We start from the raw sequence: 20,319 nt of genomic DNA, 5'->3' as shown, positions 1-20,319 counted from the left end.
GCCGCATGCTACTGCGTTCGGGTGGTGTCCTGTTCGGGGAGGGGGCGTTCGAGCGGTGTCTGTACCGGTTTATCCCGTGAGTCGTTTTGAGTTCGGATAACCTGCTCTGTCGGTACGTGCAGCAGGCGCCCGTCGACCGGCAGCCGAAGGCCGTCCGTGGCAAGCGAAGCGGCGAGGCGCACGGCTCCGGCCAGCGGGTCTCCCGCGGCCGGGACGGTACGCGCGTGCGGCAGCCGCTCGGCGAGTGCGGCCCGCAGGGGTACGAGCAGCGCGTCGCCCGTCCTGAACAGGCCGCCGGTGAACGCGACGTCGCACTCCCCGGACGGCGGGCAGACGGCGGCGGCGGCGTCGGCGATGTGCCCGGCCGCCTCCCGCAGGATGCCCGCCGCGACGGGGTCGGCGGGGTCCGCGGCGGCGCAGCGGGCCACTTCCGGCGCGAACGAGGCGAGTACGGCGGGCCGGTCGGTGCGCGGGTAGAGCAGGCCGGGCAGTTCGGGTGCGGGCCCGAACACCGCTTCCACGCGGGCCAGCAGGGCGGGGGAGCCGCCGCGCCGCCCGTCGTGGGCGCGCATCGCCGCTTCGAGCCCGGCCCGGCCGATCCAGGCCCCGCTGCCGCAGTCGCCGAGCAGGTGCCCCCAGCCGTCGGCCCTGCGCCAGGCGGACAGGTCCGTACCGAGCGCGATCAGCCCGGTTCCGGCCGCGACCACCGCACCCGGCCGCAGGCCGAGCGCTCCGGCGTACGCCGTGACGGCGTCGGCGGCCAGCGCGAGACGCCGTACCCCCAGCGCGCTCTCCAGCGCTCCGGGCAGCCGGGCGCGCAGATCGCCGCCGAGAGTCGCCATTCCGGCGGCGCCGACCGCGACGGCACCGATCGTGACGGGGGATGCGGCGCCGTCCCCGGCGCCGTCGAGGAGCGCGCGCGCCATGGGCAGCAGTTGGTCCAGCAGGTGCGCCGCGTCGATTCCGGCGGGGCCCGTCCGTACGGGCTCACGCGACACGGCGGTCCCCGTGCTCCCGACGGCCCCGGCGTCCGAGGCGTTCGCGAGCGCCACCCGCAGCCCCGATCCGCCGGAGTCGACCCCCAGCACCCACGGGGTCACGGCAGCCATCGGTCCGCCGGCCGCACCCCGAGTGCCGCGGAGGAGATCAACCCCACGGCCCGGTCGATGAGTCGAGGACGCCGTTTCCCGAACGAGGGGGCCGGGCCGCGCCGATGACGGATGCCGGGCGGCTTGACCGCTGGGCGCAACGGGCACCGCTGCTTTCCGGCGAACGCCCGCGTGACCCCCATGAACCGTCTCCAGGAAGAACAGGAAGAAGAGGCAGTGACGGCGGCAGCCTATCCCGGGCCCTGTACTCCTTGGCCCTGTACTCCTTGGCCCTGTACTCCCGGGTCTTGGGATCCCGGGTCTTGGGATCCCGGGCTTTGTACTCCCGGGCCGGTTCGCCGTCGGCGCCGGTGCCGGCGCCGAGGGGGCCGGGACGGATCCGCCAGCCTTCGCTCGGGCCGCACTGCCGCGCCGGGCGCGTGCCGTTGGAGTGCGTGCCGCTGGGTGCGGGAGCGCGTCCAGTACGCCAGTAGAGTGACGTTCCGTGGCAGCACTACCGTTGAACGAACTTGTCGAGCCCGGATGGGCGGAGGCGTTGCGCCCCGTCGCCGGGCGCATCGCCGCGATGGGCGATTTCCTGCGTGCGGAAATCGCAGCCGGCCGTACCTACCTGCCTGCCGGAGCACATGTCCTGCGCGCCTTCCAGCAGCCCTTCGACGAGGTCCGTGTCCTGATCGTGGGGCAGGACCCGTACCCGACCCCGGGAATGGCCATCGGGCTGAGCTTCGCGGTCGCGCCGGACGTCTCCCCTGTGCCCGGCTCCCTGGAGAACATCTTCAGGGAGCTGCACACGGACCTCGGACTGCCCCGGCCCTCCAACGGTGATCTGACGCCCTGGACGCGTCAGGGTGTGCTGCTGCTCAACAGGGCGCTCACCACGGCACCCCGCAAGCCCGCGGCCCATCGTGGCAAGGGCTGGGAGGACGTGACCGAACAGGCCATCCGCGCTCTGGTGGCCCGTGGCAAGCCGCTGGTCCCGGTGCTGTGGGGGCGTGACGCCCGTAATCTGCGGCCGTTCCTCGACGGCTTGCCGGCGATCGAGTCCGCCCACCCCTCCCCCCTGTCGGCGGACCGCGGCTTCTTCGGTTCGCGGCCCTTCAGCCGTACCAATGAACTCCTGGTCCGCCAGGGGGCCCAGCCGGTGGACTGGCGGCTTCCGTAGGACAGCCGTCCGGCGTACGAGCGGCCGGGGCATCCGCCGAGGCCGGGACCGGGGCCGAGATCGAGGCCGCGTTCCGCAGGGGGCGTGCGGGTCTCGACGCGAGTGCGGCCTTGCTGCACACTGACCGGCACGGCGGAGAAGACGGCCGTCAGGTGATCCGCCCCGGGCGGGGGCGCAGCGACCGGCAAGCAGCGGGAGCGCCGGTGGAACACTCGCTCGTACAGGAATCCGGGCAGGACGGGCGCGAACCGTCGCCGGGGGCGCCCCGTGCACACGGCCGGAGCCGTACGGACACTCTGCCGAAGAGCCCCGCTTCACCGGAGTTCCGGACGGCGCGGCCCGCAGCGCCCCGCACATCGAGCGGTTCGCGCCCAGGGACCTCGGCCCGGCCGGCCCACATGCCCCGGCCGGCCCACATGCCCCGCACGGCCCACATGCCCCGCACGGCCCACATGCCCCGGCCGGCCCGCACGCCCCGGCCGAGTCCTTCGAGGTCGAACTGGCCCGGAGCGGCATCACGGTGGCCGTCCCGCCGGACAAGACCGTCCTCCAAGCGGTCGAGGAAGCCGGCGCGCAGGTGCTGTCCTCGTGCCGGGAGGGCACCTGCGGCACCTGTGAGACCGCCGTTCTCGACGGGACCGTGGACCACCGCGACTCCCCGCTCACCCCTGCCGAGCAGGGAGCGCACGACACCATGTTCATCTGCGTCTCGCGCGCTGCCTGCCCCCGCCTCGTCCTGGACCGGTGACGCCCGGATGTCCCGGCCGGCCCGCGTCGGTCAGCCGACGACCGCGGCCCGTACGCACAGCACGTCCGGCAGGTGGGAGGCGAGCAGTTGCCAGCTGTCCCCGTCGTCCGCGCTCGCGAAGAGCTCGCCGTTGCGATTGCCGAAGTACACCCCCGCAGGGTCGGCGTCGTCCGTACAGAGCGCGTCGCGCAGCACCGTCCCGTAATGCGGCTCCTGCGGCAGGCCGGCCGACAGCGGCTCCCAGCTCCTGCCCGCGTCCCCGGTCCGGTAGACCCGGCACCTGTTGCCGGCGGGCACCCGGTCGGAGTCCGCGGTGATGGGGAAGAGGTACGCCGTGTCCGCGCGGTGCGGATGCGCCGCGGCGGCGAAGCCGAACGTCGAGGGCAGCCCCGCCCCGATGTCGGACCAGCTGGCCCCGGCGTCGTCGCTGCGGAACACCCCCCAGTGGTTCTGCAGGTACAGCCGGTCGGGGTCGGCCGCGTCCTGGGCGATCTTGTGTACGCACTGGCCGAACTCGGGGTCGGGGTCGGGCAGGAACACCGCCGACACCCCCTTGTTGGACGGAGCCCAGCTCGCCCCGCCGTCCAGCGTGCGGAACACCCCGGCCGTGGACACCGCGACCGTCACGGCCCGGGTGTCACGCGGATCGGTGACGATCGTGTGCAGCCCTTCGCCGCCACCGCCCGGCACCCACTGCGAGCGCGTCGGGTGCTCCCACAGCGGCCGTACGAGCTCGAAGGACTCGCCGCGGTCCTCGGACCGGAACAGCGCGGCCGGCTCCGTGCCCGCGTACACCACGTCGGGCGCCTCGGGTCCCGCCGGACGCAGCTGCCAGACCCGCTCCAGCGACGCACCGGTGAACTCCGGGAACTTCACGGCCGGCCGCTTCGGTTCGACCCAGGTCGCGCCCAGGTCGTCGGAGTGGAAGACCGAGGGGCCCCAGTGCGCGCTGTCCCCGCCGGCGAGCAGCCTGGGTACCGCGCCGCGGGTGTCGATGGCCAGCGAATACACCGCCTGCGCGTTGAAATGCGGCCCGTCGAACTCCCACCCGCCGCCGCGCCTGCGGCCGATGAAGAGCCCTTTTCGTGTTCCCACGGTGAGCAGTACGTCGGACATGGCCGACACCTCCAGGACGCCGTTGTCTCAGATACGGGGCCAGTGTGCACCCGACCACTGACAGTGGCCCTCGGAGCGGGCGTCGCCGCAGTTCGGGCGGCACGCGGGGCGCCCCGGTCCACATGGCGCCCCCGGCCGGAACCGGACGGTACGGCGCGGTCGTGGTAGTGGGGAAGCGATCAGCGGTACCGAGGCGAGGGGAGTGCGCCGGTGACCGGTGCGACGGTACGGATCGACGGGGACAGCCTGCTGCTGCCGGGCGGGGTACGGGTGTGTTCCGTACGTACGCTGCGCCTGCCCGGGAAGGGGACGCACCCGCTGCCGCCGGGCCTGGGAGACTTCCCGTTGCGCAGGGTCGAGGACTACGCCGGCGCGGTGCCCCGGGAGTGGTCGGCCAGGGGCGGCGTCATGCTGCCCGTGTACCTGCGGGAGGCGATGTGGCTGAGTTTCGCCGGGACCGCGGAGCCGGGCGCCCTCCAGGTGGGGGTGGGGAAGGTGTGCGCGGTCTCGGGGAAGGCGTGGAGCGGCAGGCTGTCACGGAATCCGCAGAACTACCTGGCGCTGCCGCGCCAGCCGTGGCTCGACGGGATCAACTCCGGGACGGGCACGGTGCGGCAGTTCGTCGCGGTGCCGCTGGGGATGGGCGCGACCGTGGAGGGCCAGGTCACCGGCGAGGAGAAGTGGGGCGGGCTGCAACTGCAGGCGTGGCCGCTCAAGGACGGCCCGCCGGCGGCGTGGCGGCAGGAGCAGAGGCGGGCGGCAGGAGCAGAGGCGGCCGGCGGAGCAGTCGGCCCGGGCGGAGAACCCCGGCCTGACGGCCGCGTTCGGCGCGGCGGCCCCGGCGGCCGTCACACCGGGCCCGGCCCCGATGTCCGCGGGGCCCGGCAGCAGGCCGGGCGGTGCGCCCCGGCCCCGGGCGGCGGCGATGGGGTGGGGCGTGGGCGGCTCCATGCGCCAGGAGGTCTACAAGGACGACCGGCCCGCTTCCGACTGGGCCGACGAGCCGTCGGTCCGGGTCTTCGTCCCCCTGGTGGCGCCCCCGGACTGGCGGCGCATCACCGGTGAAGAGCCTCCGCCGTCCCCCGTGGACCGGGCCGCGTACACCCGGGCGGGCCTGCCCTGGTTCGACTACTACGGCGCCGACGACGAGGACCTTGCCGCCACGGACACCCTGGGCGGCGTGCAGCCGGTCGGCGAGCGGCTGGGCGAGGACCACACGCCGTGGCAGCAGCCGTCACCGCACCAGGTGAAGCCGCTCGGTGACGCGCCGGGCAAGCCGGTGACCGACGGCGACTGGTAGCGGCCGGGGCACGGGGAGCCATCCGCGAGGCCGCGATCCGCGAGGCCGGGGACCTGAAGCCGTGGCAGGGATCCGGAAGCCGGTGACCGGGGGATCATGGAGGGCGTTCCCGAAGCACCCATCGGCACGGTCACGGTGGGCGCGCAGGCCTGAGGAGAGAAACATGCCCGACATCCGCATGCACACCACCCCGGACGGTCCGGCGGCCCTCGTCGAGGTCGCCCCGGGGCCGTCCGTGAACGCGGAGGCGGGGCAGATCCACATCGGTGCGCGGGGCAGCGCCTACGTCCCCCTGGTGGCCACTCCCGCGCAGGCCCGGGAGCTGGCCGCGGCGCTTGTGCGGGCGGCCGACGCGGCGGAGGCGCAGGCCGAGGACACGTACCCGACCGTCAAGGCCGGCGAGCTGCGCCGCGGTGACGTACGCGGCGGGGAGCGCACGCTCACGGTGGACCGCGTCAGAACCGACGGCGACACCGTCCACGTCACGTGGACGTCGGACGTCGGGCGCCACTGGACCCAGAGCTACCCCGCGGACGCGGAGATCGGCCTCCGGCGCCGCGCGTAATCCGCTGCGGAGAATTTCCTCATGGTGCAGGGGAGTTGACCTTCCGCGGGCATCTGCCTATGTTCTCGTTCGGCATTGTGGTCAATGTCCGATATTTCGAACGAAACACCAGGAGCCCAGATGCAAGGTCCGAGAAGGCCCGGACGCGGTCTCGCCGTCGCGGCCGTCCTCACCGGTCTGACGGCCGCACTCGTCGTCGCACCCACCGAAGCCCCGGCCGCGGCGGAAGCGGCCGACTACTCGATCGAGGTCGACCCGGCCGGCACCGGGCCCGCGATCGACGACTCGATGTACGGCGTCTTCTACGAGGACATCAACCACGCCGCCGACGGCGGCCTGTACGCCGAACTCGTGCAGAATCGTTCCTTCGAGTACGACCCCGTCGACAACCGCGCGTACACCCCGATGACCGCCTGGAGCGAGACCGCGAGCGGCGCGGCGACCGGCACGGCGCGCGTCGTGGACGACGGCGGGCGTCTGAACGAGCGCAACCGGCGCTACCTGCGGCTCGACCTCAACGGCGACGGCGACGGCGGCGACCGCTTCGGCATCGCGAACTCCGGCTACAACGCGGGGATCGCGGTGCAGGCCGGCAAGAAGTACGACTTCTCGGTGTGGGCGCGCACCGACCGGGCGGGCGGCACGCCGCTCAGCATCGAACTGCGCGACGGATCCACCCTGGTGGCGAAGCCCCTGCGCATCACGGCACGCGGCGACCGCTGGACCAAGTACACCGGCACCCTCACCGCCCGCACGACCGGCGACGCCGGCCGGCTCGCCGTCACCGCCGGCGGCAGCGGCACCGTACGGCTCGACATGGTCTCGCTCTTCCCCCGCGACACCTACAAGGGCCGGCCGAACGGCCTGCGCAAGGACCTCGCCGAGAAGACAGCCGCCCTGAAGCCGGGCTTCCTGCGCTTCCCCGGCGGCTGTCTGGTCAACACCGGCAGCCACGAGGCGTACGAGGCACCGGACTTCGAGCGCAAGCGGTCCTACCAGTGGAAGGACACCGTCGGCCCGGTCGAGGAGCGGGCGGTGAACGCCAACTTCTGGGGTTACAACCAGACCTACGGCCTCGGCTACTACGAGTACTTCCAGTACGCCGAGGACATCGGCGCGATGGCCCTGCCCGTCGTCCCCGCCCTCGTCACCGGCTGCGGCGAGAACAAGGCGACCGACGACCCCGCGCTGCTCCGGCGCCACATCCAGGACACGCTCGACCTCATCGAGTTCGCCAACGGGCCCGTGTCCTCCCCGTGGGGCAAGAAGCGGGCGCAGATGGGCCACCCCAGGCCCTTCGGCCTGACCCACCTGGAGGTCGGCAACGAGGAGAACCTCCCCGACGAGTTCTTCGCGCGCTTCACGGAGTTCCGCAAGGCCATCGAGGCGAAGTACCCGGACATCACCGTCATCAGCAACTCCGGCCCCGACGACAGCGGCACCACCTTCGACCGCGCCTGGCAGCTGGGCCGCGACGCCGGTGTCGCCATGATCGACGAGCACTACTACAACAGCCCGCAGTGGTTCCTGGAGAACAACGACCGCTACGACGCCTACGACCGCAAGGGCCCCAAGGTCTTCCTCGGCGAGTACGCGTCCCTGGACAACCGCTTCTCCAACGCCCTCGCCGAAGCCGCCTACATGACCGGCCTCGAACGCAACGCGGACGTCGTCAAGCTCGCCTCGTACGCCCCGCTCCTCGCCGACACCAACGACGCGCAGTGGCGGCCCGACATGATCTGGTTCGACAACACCGCCTCGTGGGGCAGTGCCAGCTACGAGACGCAGAAGCTCTTCATGAACAACGTCGGTGACGAGGTGGTACCGAGCCGCGCGTCCGGGACCCCCGCCGTCAGCGGTCCGATCACCGGTGCCGTCGGCCTGTCCACCTGGGCGACCGCCGCCGCGTACGACGACGTGCGGGTCACGTCGGCGGACGGCGCGAGCCTGTTCGCCGACGACTTCTCCGGCGGTGACAGCCGCTGGACGAAGGCGGCCGGCACCGGCTCCTGGTCCGTCCAGGACGGGGCGTACGTCCAGTCCGACGCAGCCGCCGAGAACACCCTCGTCACGGCGGGCGATTCCTCCTGGCACGACTACGACCTGAAGCTGAAGGCCACGAAGAAGTCCGGCAAGGAGGGCTTCCTCGTCGCCTTCGGAGTCAAGGACACCGGCAACCACTACTGGTGGAACCTCGGCGGCTGGGGCAACACCCGCTCCGTCGTGGAGAAGGCCGCGGGCGGTGCCAAGCAGACCCTCATCGAGCGCGGTACGACCATCGAGAGCGGCCGTACGTACGACATCGAGGTCAAGGTGCGCGGCCGGCAGGTGACCCTGTTCCTGGACGGGAAGGAGTGGGGCAGCTTCACCGACGACAAGACCGCCGAGCCCTTCCGTCAGGTCGTCACCCGCGACAAGGCCACCGGCGAGCTCATCGTCAAGGTCGTCAACGCCCAGGACGCCCCCGCCCGTACGGAGATCGACCTCGGCCGCCACGCCGACGTGGCGTCCAAGGCGCGGCTGACCACGCTCCAGGGCGCCCCGGACGCGGTCAACACCTCCACCGACCGGCCGATCAGGCCCCGCAGCTCCACTCTCGACGGGGTCGACGACACCTTCACGTACACCTTCCCCGCGCACTCCGTCACCTTCATGCGCGTCAAGACCGGCTGACACCCGGCCCGACGCGGTCCGAAGCCCCCTGCCGGAACCTGATCCGGCAGGGGGCTTCAGTGGTGTGCCCAGTGGTGTGCCCAGTCGTGTGCTCAGCGATGTGCCGTTCCCCGACGGCCTCTTCGGATCAGTCCTTCCCGGGAGCGGTGACGGGGAACCGGTGGAGAGCCCCGGGCAGCCGGGAGCCGAGCGGCGACATCCCGCCGTCCGCGCCGTGCCGGGCGAGCAGATCGAGTACGAGGCGTCCCCGGCGTACGCGCTCACGGGCGCCGGCCAGCGCGGTGTCGCGCAGCTGGGCGCCGTACGGGTAGATGCCGGGGGACTTCGAAAGCCCGAACTTCAGGTAGAGCGGCGCGCCGCGCCGGATCAGCTCCGCCGCCTCGTACATCCGGATGTAGCCGCCGAGGTCGTCGGGTGCCTCCACGTAGAGGTCCATGGGGGCGCGGCTGACCCGGCGGATCTCGGTGAAGTGGGCGAGGGCGAGGTCGGAGGGGATGTTGACGGAGTCCGCCCCGAGCCTCTCGTACACGGCGTACGAAGCCGGGTTGACCGGGCCGATCAGCGCGGACACCTTGAAGGTGGTGTCGGCGGGCAGCAGGCCGTCGGTGCGCAGCCGGTGCAGCGTCCACAGCACGCCCTCGTCGGCGACCAGCAGGCACCTGACCCCCAGCGCCGATGCCCGCAGGGCGTCTTCGACACATCCGGCCAGGGCGTCGTGGCCGCGGGCGCGGAGCCCCGCGCCGCCCGAGTCGGTGCGGGTGGCCGCGCCGGTGTCCCAGGTGCCGCGCGGCCCGGTGAACAGGCAGAGCTCGATGTCGCGTTCCGCGCAGGACTCCACCATCTCGGTGATGTCGGCGTCGGTGAGCATCCAGATGCCGCTGCCCTGGCTGACGCGGTGGACCGGGACGTCGAGGCGCGAGCTCTCCTTGAGTACGACGGCGAGCGCCTCCGGGCCCTCCACCGAGGGCACCTCGGTGCGCCAGGTGCCGCCGTCGGGGAACGCGTGCGGGGAGGAGTCCGCGGGGTTGTCGTCCGGTGTGGCGTGGCCGATGCGGGCGAGGGCGTCGGCGCCGGGGCGGCGGGGGGCTGACGGGGCTGTCACGGAACTCCTTGGTTCGGCGTCTCGGTCAAGATTCGGTTCGTGGCGCACACCTGCGCGCCGGTCCTGGTCACTGCCGGGCGGCTTCGGCCGCGCCGGGAGGGAGGGGTCTGCGGCCGCTCACGACGGCCGCAGCAGCACCTTCCCGGTCTTCGGATCGCCGCCCCCGACCAGCGCCACCGCATCGCCGAACCGCTCCAGCGGGAACTCGTGGGTGATCAGCGGCCGCGGATCGATCAGCCCGGAGCCGAACGCCCGTACGGCGAAGGCCCAGGCCGACGACGGCGCCCCGAAGACGGACCGCACGGTCAGCTGGCTCAGTGACAGATGCACCAGATCGATCCCCGTCGCGCCCGCGGTGAAGATCCCGGTGAGGATCACCCGGCCGCCCCGGCGGGCCAGCAGGCAGGACGAGGCCGCGGTGGAAGGCGCCCCGGCGGTCTCGAGGACCAGGTCGTAGCGGCCCGCGAGGTCTTCCGCCTCCTCGGGCGTACGCGCGTGGGTCGCCCCGAACTCCAGCGCCTGAACGGCCCGTTCCATGCGCGGGTCGAACACCGTCAGCTCACCGGGGCTCGCGGCCGCCAGCAACTGCACGGCCAGCAGCCCGAGCGTGCCCGCGCCCACCACGGCCACCCGCTCGCCCGCCCCGGCCTGCCCGGCCCGTACGGCGGAGGCGACCACTGCGGCCGGCTCCAGGAGCGCGGCGGCCCGCAGGTCGGCGTCGTCGGCGAGCGGATGCAGCAGCCGGGCGGGCACGGCGACATGGTCGGCGAAGGCGCCGGGCCGGGTGAAGCCCGTCTCGTCGTACCCCGAGGCGCACAGCGACGTGTCGCCGCTGCGGCACCGCTCGCAGGCGCCGCAGGACCGGAACCCCTCGGCGACGGTCCTGCGCCCGAGGAGCCCCGTGTCGACCCCCTCGCCCACCGCCTCGACGGTCCCGGACCACTCGTGCCCGGGAATCACCGGATAGCGCACGTATGCCGCGTCGCGATGGCCGTCGTACACCTCGCGGTCGCTCATGCAGATCCCGGCGGCGGCGACCCGCACCACCACCTCGCCGGGGCCCGGCTCGGGCGGCGGCCCCGTCACCAGCCGGTGCGAGCCGGGCCGCTCGACGACGATCGCGCGGCTGTTCACCCGCTCTTCCTCTGCTCCCAGCCCTCGGCCCACAGATCGAACTTGGCCTGCTGCTGCGGGAACTCGGCCGCCGCCGCCACGTCGAGCTCCACGCCGAGGCCGGGCGCGTGGGAGACCTCGAAGTAACCGTCGACCACCTCGGGCGCTCCGCGCACCACCTTCTTGATCTCCGCGTCGGCGAAATCGTTGAAGTGTTCGAGGATTTTGAAGTTCGGGGTGCAGGCGGCCAGTTGGAGGCTCGCCGCGGTCAGTACGGAGCCGCCCACGTTGTGCGGGGCGATCTGCACGTAGTGCGTCTCGGCGGTCGCGGCGAGCTTCCTGGCCTCCAGGATGCCGCCGATGTGTCCCACGTCCGGCTGGATGATGTCGGCGGCCTGCGACTCGAACAGCTCGCGGAACTCGATCCGGTCATGGATGCGCTCCCCGGTGGCGAGGGGCATGTCCACCTTGGCGGCGACCTTCTCCAGTGCCTTGAGGTTCTCCGGCGGCACCGGCTCCTCCAGCCAGGCGGGCGCGAAGGGCGCCAGCTCGCGGGCGAGCCGCACCGCCGTTGCGGGGGAGAACCGTCCGTGCATCTCCAGCATCAGCTCGGTGTCCGGGCCGATCGCGTCCCGTACGGCCTCGATCAGCGACACCGCGTAGAGCGTGCCGGCGTGGTCGAGCTCGTAGTGCCCGGTTCCGAACGGATCGATCTTCAGTGCGCGGTAACCGCGCTCGACGACCGTCTGCGCGGCCTTGTGGTACGCCTCGGGAGTGCGCTCCGTGGTGTACCAGCCGTTGGCGTACGCCTTGACCCGGTCGGTGACCTTTCCGCCGAGCAGCTGCCAGACCGGTACGCCGAGTGCTTTGCCCTTGATGTCCCAGCAGGCCATCTCCACGACCGCGATGCCCGACATGACGATCTCGCCGGCCCGCCCGTAGTCGCCGTACTTCATCCTGCGGACGAGGTCCTCGACGGCGAAGGGGTCGGATCCCGCGATGTGGTTGGTCTCGGCCTCGCGGAGATAGCCGAGCAGCGCGTCGGTGCGGCCCAGCATCCGGGTCTCGCCGACACCGGTGAGACCTTCGTCCGTACGGACGACGACATAAGTGAGGTTGCGCCAGGGTGTCCCGACGACGTGCGTGCTGATTCCCGTAATGCGCAAGGCGGTTGCCCCTCGGAGGTGTTCGGGATTTCGTTATGTGTTCGAAATGCTGGCGTGACCGTAATCAGCCGGTCCTCGGGGTGTCAATGGCCCGCCCGCCACCCCTGCGTCACCCCGCGCCGGCCCTGTGCCGACCACGCGCCGACCACGCGCGGCCATTGCCGGGCGAACGAATCTGCGGCTAGCCTGTGTTCGTCATACCGGCCAATGGCCGGAGTTTCGAACAGAAGAGGTGGGTGGCCGATCGTGGGACGACTGGTTCCGGCGGTGACCAGGTCGCTGGACATACTCGAGCTGTTCCTGGAAGGGGACGGCACGCTGTCCGCGCCCGATGTCACGCGCAAGCTCCAGCTGCCGCGCACCACGGTGCACGAGCTGCTCACCACGCTCGCCGCGCGCTCCTACGTGGTGTCCGTGCCCGACCAGCCCGGCCGCTACCGGCTCGGTGTACGTACGTATCAGCTCGGCAGCCGGTACGCGGAACAGCTCGATCTCGCCGCCGAGGGGCAGCAGGTGGCCCGGGAGGTCGCCGAGACCTGTGACGAGACCGTTCATGTCGCCATCCTGGAGGACGCGGACGTCATCTACATCGCCAAGGTGGACTCGACGCACGCGGTCCGGATGGTCTCGGCCGCCGGCCGCAGACTGCCCGCGCACTGCACCTCCGTCGGAAAGATGCTGCTCGCCTCGCTGCCGCAGGCCCAGCTCGACGCCCGCATCGAAGGCCGTGACTTCGCGGCGATGACTCCCAACAGCATTACCGATCCCGGGGAATTGCGCACCGCACTCGCGGAGATCCGGGAGCGCGGGCTCGCCTTCGAGCACCGGGAGTCCAACCCGGACGTGAGCTGCGTGGCCGCCCCGGTGCGGGACAGCGCGGGCCGGGTCGTCGCCGCGCTCTCCATCTCCGTGCCCATGATCCGGTGGAGCGAGGGGCGGGAGGCCGAGCTGGCCGAGCTGGCGGCCAAGGGCGCGACCGACCTGTCGGTCCGCCTCGGCCACCGGGCCCGTTCGTGAGCCTGCCCGTGAACCCGTTCGTGAGCCTGTCCGTGAACCCGTTCGTGAGCCTGTCCGGGGGCCGCCCATGAGGCCGTTCACGAGGCCGTTCACGAGGCCGGATGTCGCGGTACGGGAGCGGGCGTCTCTCGGTGAGGGGCCGACCTGGGACGCGGCGGCGGGCCGGCTGGTCTGGGTCGACATCCTGTCCGCGCGCGTCCACACCTACGACCCGGCGAACGGCCGTCGTACGGTCATGGCCACCGGGCAGCACGTCGGCGCGGCCAAGCCGCGGGCGGGTGGCGGCCTGGTCGTCAACCTCCGTGACGGAATCGGCCTGTACGGACCCGACCTGGCCTTCTCCTGGCTGGTGCGCGATCCCGTGCCGGGCCGTCGCGGCAATGACGCGGCCGTCGCCCCCGACGGGGCGCTGTGGGCGGGCACCATGCGCTACGACGAGGAGCCGGGCGGTGGAAGCCTCACCCGGATCGCGCCGGACGGCACGGCCGTGCGGGTGCTGACCGCCGCCGTCAGCAACGGCGCGGGCTGGAGCCCCGACGGGCGGCTCATGTACTACGTCGACAGCCCCACCCGCGGCATCGACGTCTTCGATTTCGACGGCAGGCAGGCCGTGAACCGGCGCCGGCTCGCGGAGATCGAGACCGGTGCGGGCCTCCCCGACGGTCTGACCGTAGACGCCGACGGATGTGTCTGGGTGGCGCTCTGGGACGGCGCGGCGGTCCGCCGGTACACGCCGGACGGGCGGCTCGACCGGACCGTGGAGCTGCCCGTGTGCCGCCCCACGGCCTGCGCTTTCGGCGGCGCCGGCCTGTGTGACCTGTACGTCACCACGGCCCGGTCCGGTCCGGGCCGCCCGCATCCGCTCTCCGGTTCGCTGCTGGTGCTTCCGGGCGCGGGCCGGGGGGTGCCCTCGACGCCGTTCGCCGGCTGAGGCGCGGTTGTACGAAGGGCTTCGTAGTTTGACGATCGCCGTAGTACGGTGTGTATCGTACTAAGCGCAGTCGATCCAGCCGCACCAGCTGAAACGGAGTCCTTCGTGAGCGCCCTCTTCGAGCCCTACACCCTGCGATCGCTGACCATTCCCAACCGCGTCTGGATGGCGCCCATGTGCCAGTACAGCGCGGAGGTGTTCGGGCCGAACGCAGGTGTCGCGCACGACTGGCACTTCGCCCACTACGCCGCCCGCGCCACGGGCGGCACCGGCCTGATCCTGGTGGAAGCCACGGCGGTCAGCCCCGAGGGCCGGATCAGCCCGGCCGACCTGGGCATCTGGAACGACCGGCAGGTCGAGGCGTTGCGTCGCATCACCGCGTTCCTGGAGAGCCAGGGAACGGTCCCCGGCATCCAGTTGGCGCACGCCGGGCGCAAGGCGTCCACCGACCGCCCCTGGCGCGGCGGCGCCCCGATCGTCGCGGACCCCGAGGCGTGGCAGCCCGTCGCGCCGAGCCCGCTGCCGTACGACGAGGACCATCCGGCGCCCGCCGAGCTGTCCACCGGGCAGATCGCGGAGATCGCCGGACAGTTCGCGGACGCCGCGCGGCGGGCCCTCGCGGCCGGCTTCAAGGTCGCCGAGATCCACGGCGCGCACGGCTACCTGATCGGCGAGTTCCTCTCCCCGCACAGCAACCACCGCACCGACGCGTACGGCGGCTCCTTCGAGAACCGCACGCGCTTCGCCCTGGAGGTCGTGGACGCGGTGCGCGCGGTGTGGCCCGAGGACCTGCCGCTGTTCTTCCGGATCTCGGCCACCGACTGGCTGACCGAGAACCCCGAGGACGAGCGGGACGGCTGGACCGCCGACGACACCGTCCGCTTCGCCCGTGAGCTGCGGGCGCACGGGGTGGACCTGCTCGACGTGTCGACGGGCGGACTCGCGCCGCGGGCGCGGATCCCCGTCGGCCCCGGCTACCAGGTGCCGTTCGCCGAGCGGGTCCGCACCGAGGCCGGCCTGCCCGTCGCCGCGGTCGGCCTGATCACCGACCCGGTGCAGGCCGAGAAGATCCTCGCCGACGGCCGGGCGGACGCCGTACTGCTCGGCCGGGAACTGCTGCGCAACCCTTCGTTCGCCCGCCACGCCGCGCGCGAACTGGGCGGCGAGGTGCACACCCCCGACCAGTACCACCGCGCGGTCTGAACACCTCCCCGTGGGCGGGGCCGCGGCCGCAGGCCGGCCGGCCCCGCCCGCAGGATGATCCACCCCGAATTACGATAGATGTCGTACAATGGCGCTCCCGGACGAACTGGAGACGCCGTGAACGCCGTGAACGCCGTGACGACGAGTGCGCGTGAACTCGCGCACCCCACGCGCGACGAGATCCGCCTCGAAGGGGTGCTCCACGCGCTCTCCGATCCCATGCGGCTGCGTATCGTCCGTGAGATGGCGGTGGCCGAGTCCGATCTCTCCTGCTCGTACTTCACGCTCCCCGTCACCAAGTCCACGACCACCCACCACTTCCGCGTACTGCGCGAGAGCGGTGTGATCCGGCAGGTCTACCGGGGAACGGCCAAGCTCAACGGGCTGCGCCGCGAGGATCTGGACCTGCTCTTCCCCGGCCTCCTCGACCGCGTCCTCGCGGCGGCCGCACTGGAGGCGGACCGGCTCGGCACCGACGGCTGACGCGGAGGCGACGGCTGTCGCCGAGGGGCGCCGGCGGACCGCGTCAGGCCCCGCCGTGCGCGGCGGCCAGCAGCCCCGCCCAGTCGTGGAGCTTCACCGACCGGCGCCCCAGGGAGACGCCCAGCGCCGCCTCCGCCGCCTCGATCGCCCGCCAGTCGTTCCACACGACCGGGCGGATCCCCGACTCCCGCAGTGCGCCGAGCGGGTCGTCCACGAGCGGGCGCCGGGCGAGCGCCGGCGCGTCCGCGAGGAGCGACGCCACCGTCTCCTTGGCGCACGGCCGGTTGGTGCCGATGACGCCCGTCGGGCCCCGCTTGATCCAGCCCGCCACGTACTCGCCCGGTGACGGGACGCCCTCCCGCAGCACGTGTCCCCCGGCATGCGGCACCGTCCCGCTCCCCGGATCGAACGGCAGACCGGCGAGCGGCGCCCCCCGGTAGCCGACCGACCGCAGCACCAGCTGCGCCTCGATGTCCTCGTACGTTCCCGTGCCGCGTACGCCGCCGCCGCCGTCGGGCACCGTGCGCTCGAAGCGCACCCCCGCCGCCCGCCCGCCTTCCTCCAGCACCTCCACGGGCCGCAGGAAGAACCGCACGTGGATACGGCGCGCCCGCTCCCCGGAACCGCCCGCGGCGGCCCAGCCCCTCAGTACCTCGACATTGCGCCGGTTCGCGGCGGGGAGCGACGCGGCCGCCGCCGATCCGGGATCCGCGTACGCCGGGTCCAGGGCGAGCTCCTCGGGCCGTACGACCACCCCGGCGTCCGGCAGGGTGCCGAGCTCCCGCAGTTCCTTGGTGGTGAACTTCGCCTGCGAAGGGCCGCGCCGGCCCACCATGTGCACCTCGCGCACCCGGCTGCCCGCCAGCACGTCGAGTGCCGGCTGCGGCACGTCGGTGGACCGCAGCTCGTGCGCGCCGCGCGCCAGGATGCGGGCCACGTCCACCGCCACGTTGCCCACCCCGATCACGACGGCCGAACGCGCGCCCAGCGTGAAGCCGCGCCCGGACGCGTCCGGATGCGCGCTGTACCAGGAGACGAAGTCGGTGGCCGACCAGCTCCCGGGCAGGTCCTCACCCGGAATGCCGAGCCTGCGGTCCGTCGCGGCCCCGACGCAGTACACCACCGCGTGGTAGAGCTCCAGCAGCCGCGCGCAGGTCAGCCCGGCCGCTCCCACCTCGGCATGGCCCACGAAGGTGACCCGTTCGTCTTCGAGCACGGTGCGCAGGCTGCCCTGGAGCGACTTGATCTTCTCGTGGTCCGGTGCGACGCCGTAGCGCACCAGTCCGTACGGACAGGGCAGCCGGTCCAGTACGTGCACCCGCACGTCGGGCACCGCACTCTGCTGCACCAGGGCCTGCGCGGTGTAGACCCCGCTGGGGCCTGAACCGATGACTGCGACTCGAAGCACGGCGGGGGCTCCTTCCCGCGGAGGTCTCCAGCATGGCATCGATCGGCGGGCCGGGGGAGGTGTCCGCCCATGACCCGAACGGCGCGGGAGACCCCCACCGGGGTGCCTTGCGTCGTACACGCTGCGCGCCGTGGCGGGCCCGGGGCGGGACGGGGTTACGTTTCCGCCGTGCTGGAAAGTGCTTTTTTTGATGTCAACAACCATTATGAGCCGAATGCGGCGGCGCCGGTACGGCCCGTACAGGACCCGGAGGGCCGCTCAGCCGACGCCGCCTCCCCGCCCCGGTCCGCCTGGTTCACCGTGCGGCTCACCTTCGCCGACGGCGCCAGGATCGACGTGCTCGCCGCGATGTCGGCGGAGCGGATCACCGTCGAGGAGGTGCGTGCGGATCTGCCGCTCGACGGCTTCACGGCGGTCGCGGAGTGGGCCGAAGGGCCGGCCGGCGCCCGCCAGGCGGCCGTCGAGGCCCCGCGTAGGCCCGTCGTCGCGGCGTACGGGCCGCAGCCGCCGCCCGTGGGGCGCGCCCGTCCCTCCTGGCCCGGCGGCAGGGCGGGCCGGCGGATCGCGGCCCAGGCGTACCGGGCCGCCCAGCAGGCGGGGCGGGACCCGGTGCTCGCGGTGATGTGCGCGACGGGGCGCAGCCGCCGCAAGTCGCTCAGGCTGATCGCGGGCGCGCGTGACGAGGGCCTTCTGTCCCCCCGTCACAACCGCCGCTAGAGCCGGGGGCGTTCACATCATGTCGCGCATCCTGCCGATCTCGGCGCTCTGCTGCGCGAGCACATCGGTCGCCATCTCCTCGACCTGGACGTTGTTCCCCTGCGAGAGGACATCGGTCGCCATGCCGACCGCGCCCTCGTGGTGAATGACCATCAGTTCCAGGAAGAGCCGGTCGAAGTCCTCGCCCCTGGCCGCGCGCAACCGCGCGAGCTGCTTCGCCGTCGCCATCCCCGGCATCGAGGCGTGGTCGTGGCCGCCCCGGTGCTTCTTGCCGCCGTTGTTGTCGAGCCAGCCCCGCATGGCGCCGATCTCCGGCCCCTGGGCCGCCGCGATCCGCTCGGCGAGCCGCTTGACCTTCGCCGACGCGGCGCGCCTGGGGGCGAGTTCCGTCATCACCAGCGCCTGGCCGTGATGCTCGATCATCATCCGCGCGTACGAGAAGTCCGCCCCGTTGGGGGAGCCGTCGGGCAGGGCCTTCTCCGCCTCGTCCGCCGACATGGTCCTCGCCGGCTCGCCCGGCTTGCCCGGCGCGACCACCGAAGGCCCGGCGGCCGCCTTCGTCTTCGGCGCGGTCTCGCTCCCCGCGTCACATGCGCCCAGGCCGAGCACGGCGATCGCGGCCGTCGCCGCCACGCATGAAAGTCTGCGGGCGCGTGCGGAGCTGCGGCGGATCAACACGGCGACCTCCTGGGGCATGGGGGGCGGTTGGTGTCTGTTTTTAGCACGCTTCTACACACCGATGATCAAAAACTTTCATTACGTCTTCGTTGCCATCTGTTGAGATGTGCATGCAAACAACGATACTGCCGGGGTGTACGAACCGTTCAACTACGAACGGATACAAAGGAGGACGCAGTGACCTCGTTGCACATCACCCGCGTGCGGCGCAGAGGCCTGGGCGTGGCAGCAGCCGCGGCAGGGCTCTTCGCCACGCTGCTGACGGCCGGTCCCGCGGTCGCGATCCCCGACCCGGGAGACGCGCCCGCGAAGAAGAAGGGCCTGTCCACCTCACAGCAGGCCGAAGCCAGGGCCGCCATCGAGAACGGCGAGATACCCGGCGTGGACGAGATCGTCCACAGCAAGAACATCGAGCACCTGGTGAACATCCCCAAGGACGCGATCAAGGGCACCAACTCCGACCTGGCGTTCCAGGGCAAGTACGCCTTCGCCGGCAACTACGACGGCTTCCGGATCTTCGACATCAGCAACCCGAAGGCCCCGAAGACGGTCTCCCAGGTCCTGTGTCCCGGTTCGCAGAACGACATCTCCGTCTCCGGGAACCTGCTCTTCCTCTCCACGGACTCCTCGCGCAGCGACAACTCGTGCACGAGCACCTCGCAGCCCGCGACGGAGAAGTCCTCCTGGGAGGGCATGAAGATCTTCGACATCAGCGACAAGAGCAACCCGCGGTACGTCGCCGCCGTCGAGACCGCGTGCGGCTCGCACACGCACACCCTGGTGCCCGAGGGACGCAACGTCTACGTCTACGTCTCCTCGTACTCGCCGAGCGAGACGTTCCCGGACTGCAAGCCGCCGCACGACGGCATCTCCATCATCAAGGTGCCGCGCCGCGCCCCGGAGAAGTCCGCGGTCGTGGACTTCCCGGTGCTCTTCCCGGACGGCGGAAACCCGGGCGCGCCCACCAACCCGGGCGTCTCCAGGACCACCGGCTGCCACGACATCACCGTGCTGCCCTCGAAGGACCTGGCCGCCGGTGCCTGCATGGGTGACGGCATCATCTTCGACATCGAGGACCCGGAGAAGCCCAGGGTCATCGACCGCGTCCAGGACAACGTCAACTTCGCGTTCTGGCACTCGGCGACCTTCAACCAGAAGGCCGACAAGGTCGTCTTCACCGACGAGCTCGGCGGCGGCTCCGCCGCCACCTGCAACGCGGCCACGGGCCCCGAGCGCGGCGCCGACGGCATCTACGACATCACCGGCAAGGGCGACCAGCGCAAGCTGGTCTTCAAGAGCTACTTCAAGATCGACCGTCACCAGGCCGACACCGAGAACTGCGTCGCCCACAACGGCTCGCTGATCCCCGTCAAGGGCAAGGACATCATGGTCCAGGCCTGGTACCAGGGCGGCATCTCCGTCTGGGACTTCACCGACTCGGCCAAGCCCAGGGAGATCGCCTTCTTCGAGCGCGGCCCCCTCAGCACGACCGCCCTGTCCACCGCCGGATCCTGGTCGGCGTACTACTACAACGGCTACATCTACTCCAACGACATGGCCAAGGGCTTCGACGTCCTGAAGCTCAACGACAAGCGCACCGACGGCGCCCAGAGGGTGCGGCTGAGCGAGCTCAACGTGCAGACGCAGCCCGACTACCGCCGCTGATCCACCCCGTGCACGAGCGTGCCGCCGGGCGGTTCTCCGCCCGGCGCGCCGGGCAACCTCCTCGCCGTACGGGCGGAGGCGGGCGGCGTCCTGTACGCCGTGGACGGCCGGCCACCGCCGGTCGAAGTCGTCGACGAGGAACTGGAGGGGTACCGCCGTTCCT

Annotated in this window: 19 protein-coding genes; 12 read left to right on the top strand and 7 right to left on the bottom strand. The window is 72.1% G+C overall.

Annotated features, from left to right (window positions below; all coding sequences use genetic code 11):
• Positions 1–8: 8 nt before the first annotated feature.
• On the bottom strand, positions 9–1,109 hold the full coding sequence (locus tag ACWDZ4_RS18025) for an N-acetylglucosamine kinase (RefSeq protein ID WP_451509368.1): 1,101 nt from the start codon (positions 1,107–1,109) through the stop codon (positions 9–11).
• A 484-nt stretch (positions 1,110–1,593) separates the two neighbouring features.
• Between ACWDZ4_RS18025 and ACWDZ4_RS18020 the strand changes: the two genes are divergently transcribed.
• Together ACWDZ4_RS18020 and ACWDZ4_RS18015 are read left to right on the top strand one after the other, a co-directional pair.
• Entirely contained in the window at positions 1,594–2,271 is a 678-nt protein-coding gene (locus tag ACWDZ4_RS18020) for a uracil-DNA glycosylase (protein WP_451509367.1), read from the top strand.
• A 226-nt stretch (positions 2,272–2,497) separates the two neighbouring features.
• The gene (locus ACWDZ4_RS18015) at positions 2,498–3,019 is read left to right on the top strand and encodes a 2Fe-2S iron-sulfur cluster-binding protein (protein ID WP_451509473.1); all 522 of its coding nucleotides are present in this window, start codon (positions 2,498–2,500) and stop codon (positions 3,017–3,019) included.
• A 30-nt stretch (positions 3,020–3,049) separates the two neighbouring features.
• Here ACWDZ4_RS18015 and ACWDZ4_RS18010 read toward each other — a convergent pair whose 3' ends face one another.
• Positions 3,050–4,135 carry a WD40/YVTN/BNR-like repeat-containing protein gene (locus ACWDZ4_RS18010; protein ID WP_451509366.1) on the bottom strand — a complete coding sequence of 362 codons (1,086 nt, stop codon included), beginning with the start codon at positions 4,133–4,135 and terminating at the stop codon, positions 3,050–3,052.
• A 210-nt stretch (positions 4,136–4,345) separates the two neighbouring features.
• Here ACWDZ4_RS18010 and ACWDZ4_RS18005 point away from each other — a divergent pair, with 210 nt between their 5' ends.
• The 4 genes from ACWDZ4_RS18005 (at position 4,346) to ACWDZ4_RS17990 (ending at position 8,673) form a co-directional block, all read left to right on the top strand.
• Entirely contained in the window at positions 4,346–5,200 is an 855-nt protein-coding gene (locus ACWDZ4_RS18005) for a hypothetical protein (protein ID WP_451509365.1), read from the top strand.
• Positions 5,166–5,435, top strand: coding sequence for a hypothetical protein (locus ACWDZ4_RS18000; protein ID WP_451509364.1), 270 nt, complete (start codon positions 5,166–5,168; stop codon positions 5,433–5,435). Before ACWDZ4_RS18005 ends, ACWDZ4_RS18000 begins: the two co-directional genes overlap by 35 nt.
• A 163-nt stretch (positions 5,436–5,598) precedes the next feature.
• Positions 5,599–6,000: a hypothetical protein gene (locus ACWDZ4_RS17995; protein WP_451509363.1), complete on the top strand. Its 402-nt coding sequence runs from the start codon at positions 5,599–5,601 to the stop codon at positions 5,998–6,000.
• A gap of 120 nt (positions 6,001–6,120) precedes the next feature.
• Positions 6,121–8,673, top strand: a complete 2,553-nt coding sequence (locus tag ACWDZ4_RS17990; RefSeq protein WP_451509362.1) for an alpha-L-arabinofuranosidase C-terminal domain-containing protein — start codon at positions 6,121–6,123, stop codon at positions 8,671–8,673.
• Between the two features lie 127 nt (positions 8,674–8,800).
• Here ACWDZ4_RS17990 and ACWDZ4_RS17985 read toward each other — a convergent pair whose 3' ends face one another.
• The 3 genes from ACWDZ4_RS17985 to ACWDZ4_RS17975 form a co-directional block, all read right to left on the bottom strand.
• On the bottom strand, positions 8,801–9,775 hold the full coding sequence (locus tag ACWDZ4_RS17985) for a hypothetical protein (protein WP_451509361.1): 975 nt from the start codon (positions 9,773–9,775) through the stop codon (positions 8,801–8,803).
• A gap of 117 nt (positions 9,776–9,892) precedes the next feature.
• A complete protein-coding gene (locus ACWDZ4_RS17980) occupies positions 9,893–10,909 on the bottom strand; it encodes a zinc-dependent alcohol dehydrogenase (RefSeq protein ID WP_451509360.1) in 1,017 nt (338 codons plus the stop codon).
• A complete protein-coding gene (locus ACWDZ4_RS17975; RefSeq protein ID WP_451509359.1) occupies positions 10,906–12,054 on the bottom strand; it encodes a mandelate racemase/muconate lactonizing enzyme family protein in 1,149 nt (382 codons plus the stop codon). The genes ACWDZ4_RS17980 and ACWDZ4_RS17975 overlap by 4 nt, the downstream gene beginning before the upstream one ends.
• 246 nt (positions 12,055–12,300) lie before the next feature.
• On the opposite strand from ACWDZ4_RS17975, the gene ACWDZ4_RS17970 reads away from it, so the two are divergent.
• The 4 genes from ACWDZ4_RS17970 (at position 12,301) to ACWDZ4_RS17955 (ending at position 15,688) form a co-directional block, all read left to right on the top strand.
• Entirely contained in the window at positions 12,301–13,071 is a 771-nt protein-coding gene (locus ACWDZ4_RS17970; RefSeq protein WP_451509358.1) for an IclR family transcriptional regulator, read from the top strand.
• A 67-nt stretch (positions 13,072–13,138) separates the two neighbouring features.
• Positions 13,139–14,002: an SMP-30/gluconolactonase/LRE family protein gene (locus ACWDZ4_RS17965; RefSeq protein WP_451509357.1), complete on the top strand. Its 864-nt coding sequence runs from the start codon at positions 13,139–13,141 to the stop codon at positions 14,000–14,002.
• Between the two features lie 105 nt (positions 14,003–14,107).
• The gene (locus ACWDZ4_RS17960; RefSeq protein WP_451509356.1) at positions 14,108–15,205 is read left to right on the top strand and encodes an NADH:flavin oxidoreductase/NADH oxidase; all 1,098 of its coding nucleotides are present in this window, start codon (positions 14,108–14,110) and stop codon (positions 15,203–15,205) included.
• A gap of 135 nt (positions 15,206–15,340) precedes the next feature.
• Positions 15,341–15,688 (top strand): ArsR/SmtB family transcription factor, encoded by a 348-nt coding sequence (locus tag ACWDZ4_RS17955; RefSeq protein WP_451509472.1) that lies wholly within the window; start codon positions 15,341–15,343, stop codon positions 15,686–15,688.
• 43 nt (positions 15,689–15,731) lie between these two features.
• Here ACWDZ4_RS17955 and ACWDZ4_RS17950 read toward each other — a convergent pair whose 3' ends face one another.
• Positions 15,732–17,096, bottom strand: coding sequence for an FAD-dependent oxidoreductase (locus tag ACWDZ4_RS17950; RefSeq protein ID WP_451509355.1), 1,365 nt, complete (start codon positions 17,094–17,096; stop codon positions 15,732–15,734).
• 168 nt (positions 17,097–17,264) lie between these two features.
• On the opposite strand from ACWDZ4_RS17950, the gene ACWDZ4_RS17945 reads away from it, so the two are divergent.
• Positions 17,265–17,813, top strand: coding sequence for a DUF6214 family protein (locus tag ACWDZ4_RS17945; protein ID WP_451509354.1), 549 nt, complete (start codon positions 17,265–17,267; stop codon positions 17,811–17,813).
• A gap of 12 nt (positions 17,814–17,825) precedes the next feature.
• On the opposite strand, the gene ACWDZ4_RS17940 is transcribed toward ACWDZ4_RS17945, so the two are convergent.
• Positions 17,826–18,509 carry a DUF305 domain-containing protein gene (locus ACWDZ4_RS17940; protein WP_451509353.1) on the bottom strand — a complete coding sequence of 228 codons (684 nt, stop codon included), beginning with the start codon at positions 18,507–18,509 and terminating at the stop codon, positions 17,826–17,828.
• Positions 18,510–18,668: 159 nt separating this feature from the next.
• On the opposite strand from ACWDZ4_RS17940, the gene ACWDZ4_RS17935 reads away from it, so the two are divergent.
• On the top strand, positions 18,669–20,156 hold the full coding sequence (locus tag ACWDZ4_RS17935) for an LVIVD repeat-containing protein (RefSeq protein ID WP_451509352.1): 1,488 nt from the start codon (positions 18,669–18,671) through the stop codon (positions 20,154–20,156).
• Positions 20,157–20,319: the final 163 nt, after the last annotated feature.

The sequence above is a fragment of the Streptomyces sp. NPDC003016 genome (genome assembly GCF_053591455.1).
Note: the sequence above shows the minus strand (reverse complement) of the source record. Positions and strands in the feature narration are given on the sequence as shown.

Excerpts from the sequence above, each read along its gene's own strand:
- ACWDZ4_RS18025 (WP_451509368.1), bottom strand. The coding sequence starts at position 1,109 with ATGGCTGCCGTGACCCCGTGGGTGCTGGGGGTCGACTCCGGCGGATCG.
- ACWDZ4_RS18010 (WP_451509366.1), bottom strand. The coding sequence starts at position 4,135 with ATGTCCGACGTACTGCTCACCGTGGGAACACGAAAAGGGCTCTTCATC.
- ACWDZ4_RS17995 (WP_451509363.1), top strand. The coding sequence starts at position 5,599 with ATGCCCGACATCCGCATGCACACCACCCCGGACGGTCCGGCGGCCCTC.
- ACWDZ4_RS17990 (WP_451509362.1), top strand. The coding sequence starts at position 6,121 with ATGCAAGGTCCGAGAAGGCCCGGACGCGGTCTCGCCGTCGCGGCCGTC.
- ACWDZ4_RS17965 (WP_451509357.1), top strand. The coding sequence starts at position 13,139 with ATGAGGCCGTTCACGAGGCCGTTCACGAGGCCGGATGTCGCGGTACGG.
- ACWDZ4_RS17940 (WP_451509353.1), bottom strand. The coding sequence starts at position 18,509 with ATGCCCCAGGAGGTCGCCGTGTTGATCCGCCGCAGCTCCGCACGCGCC.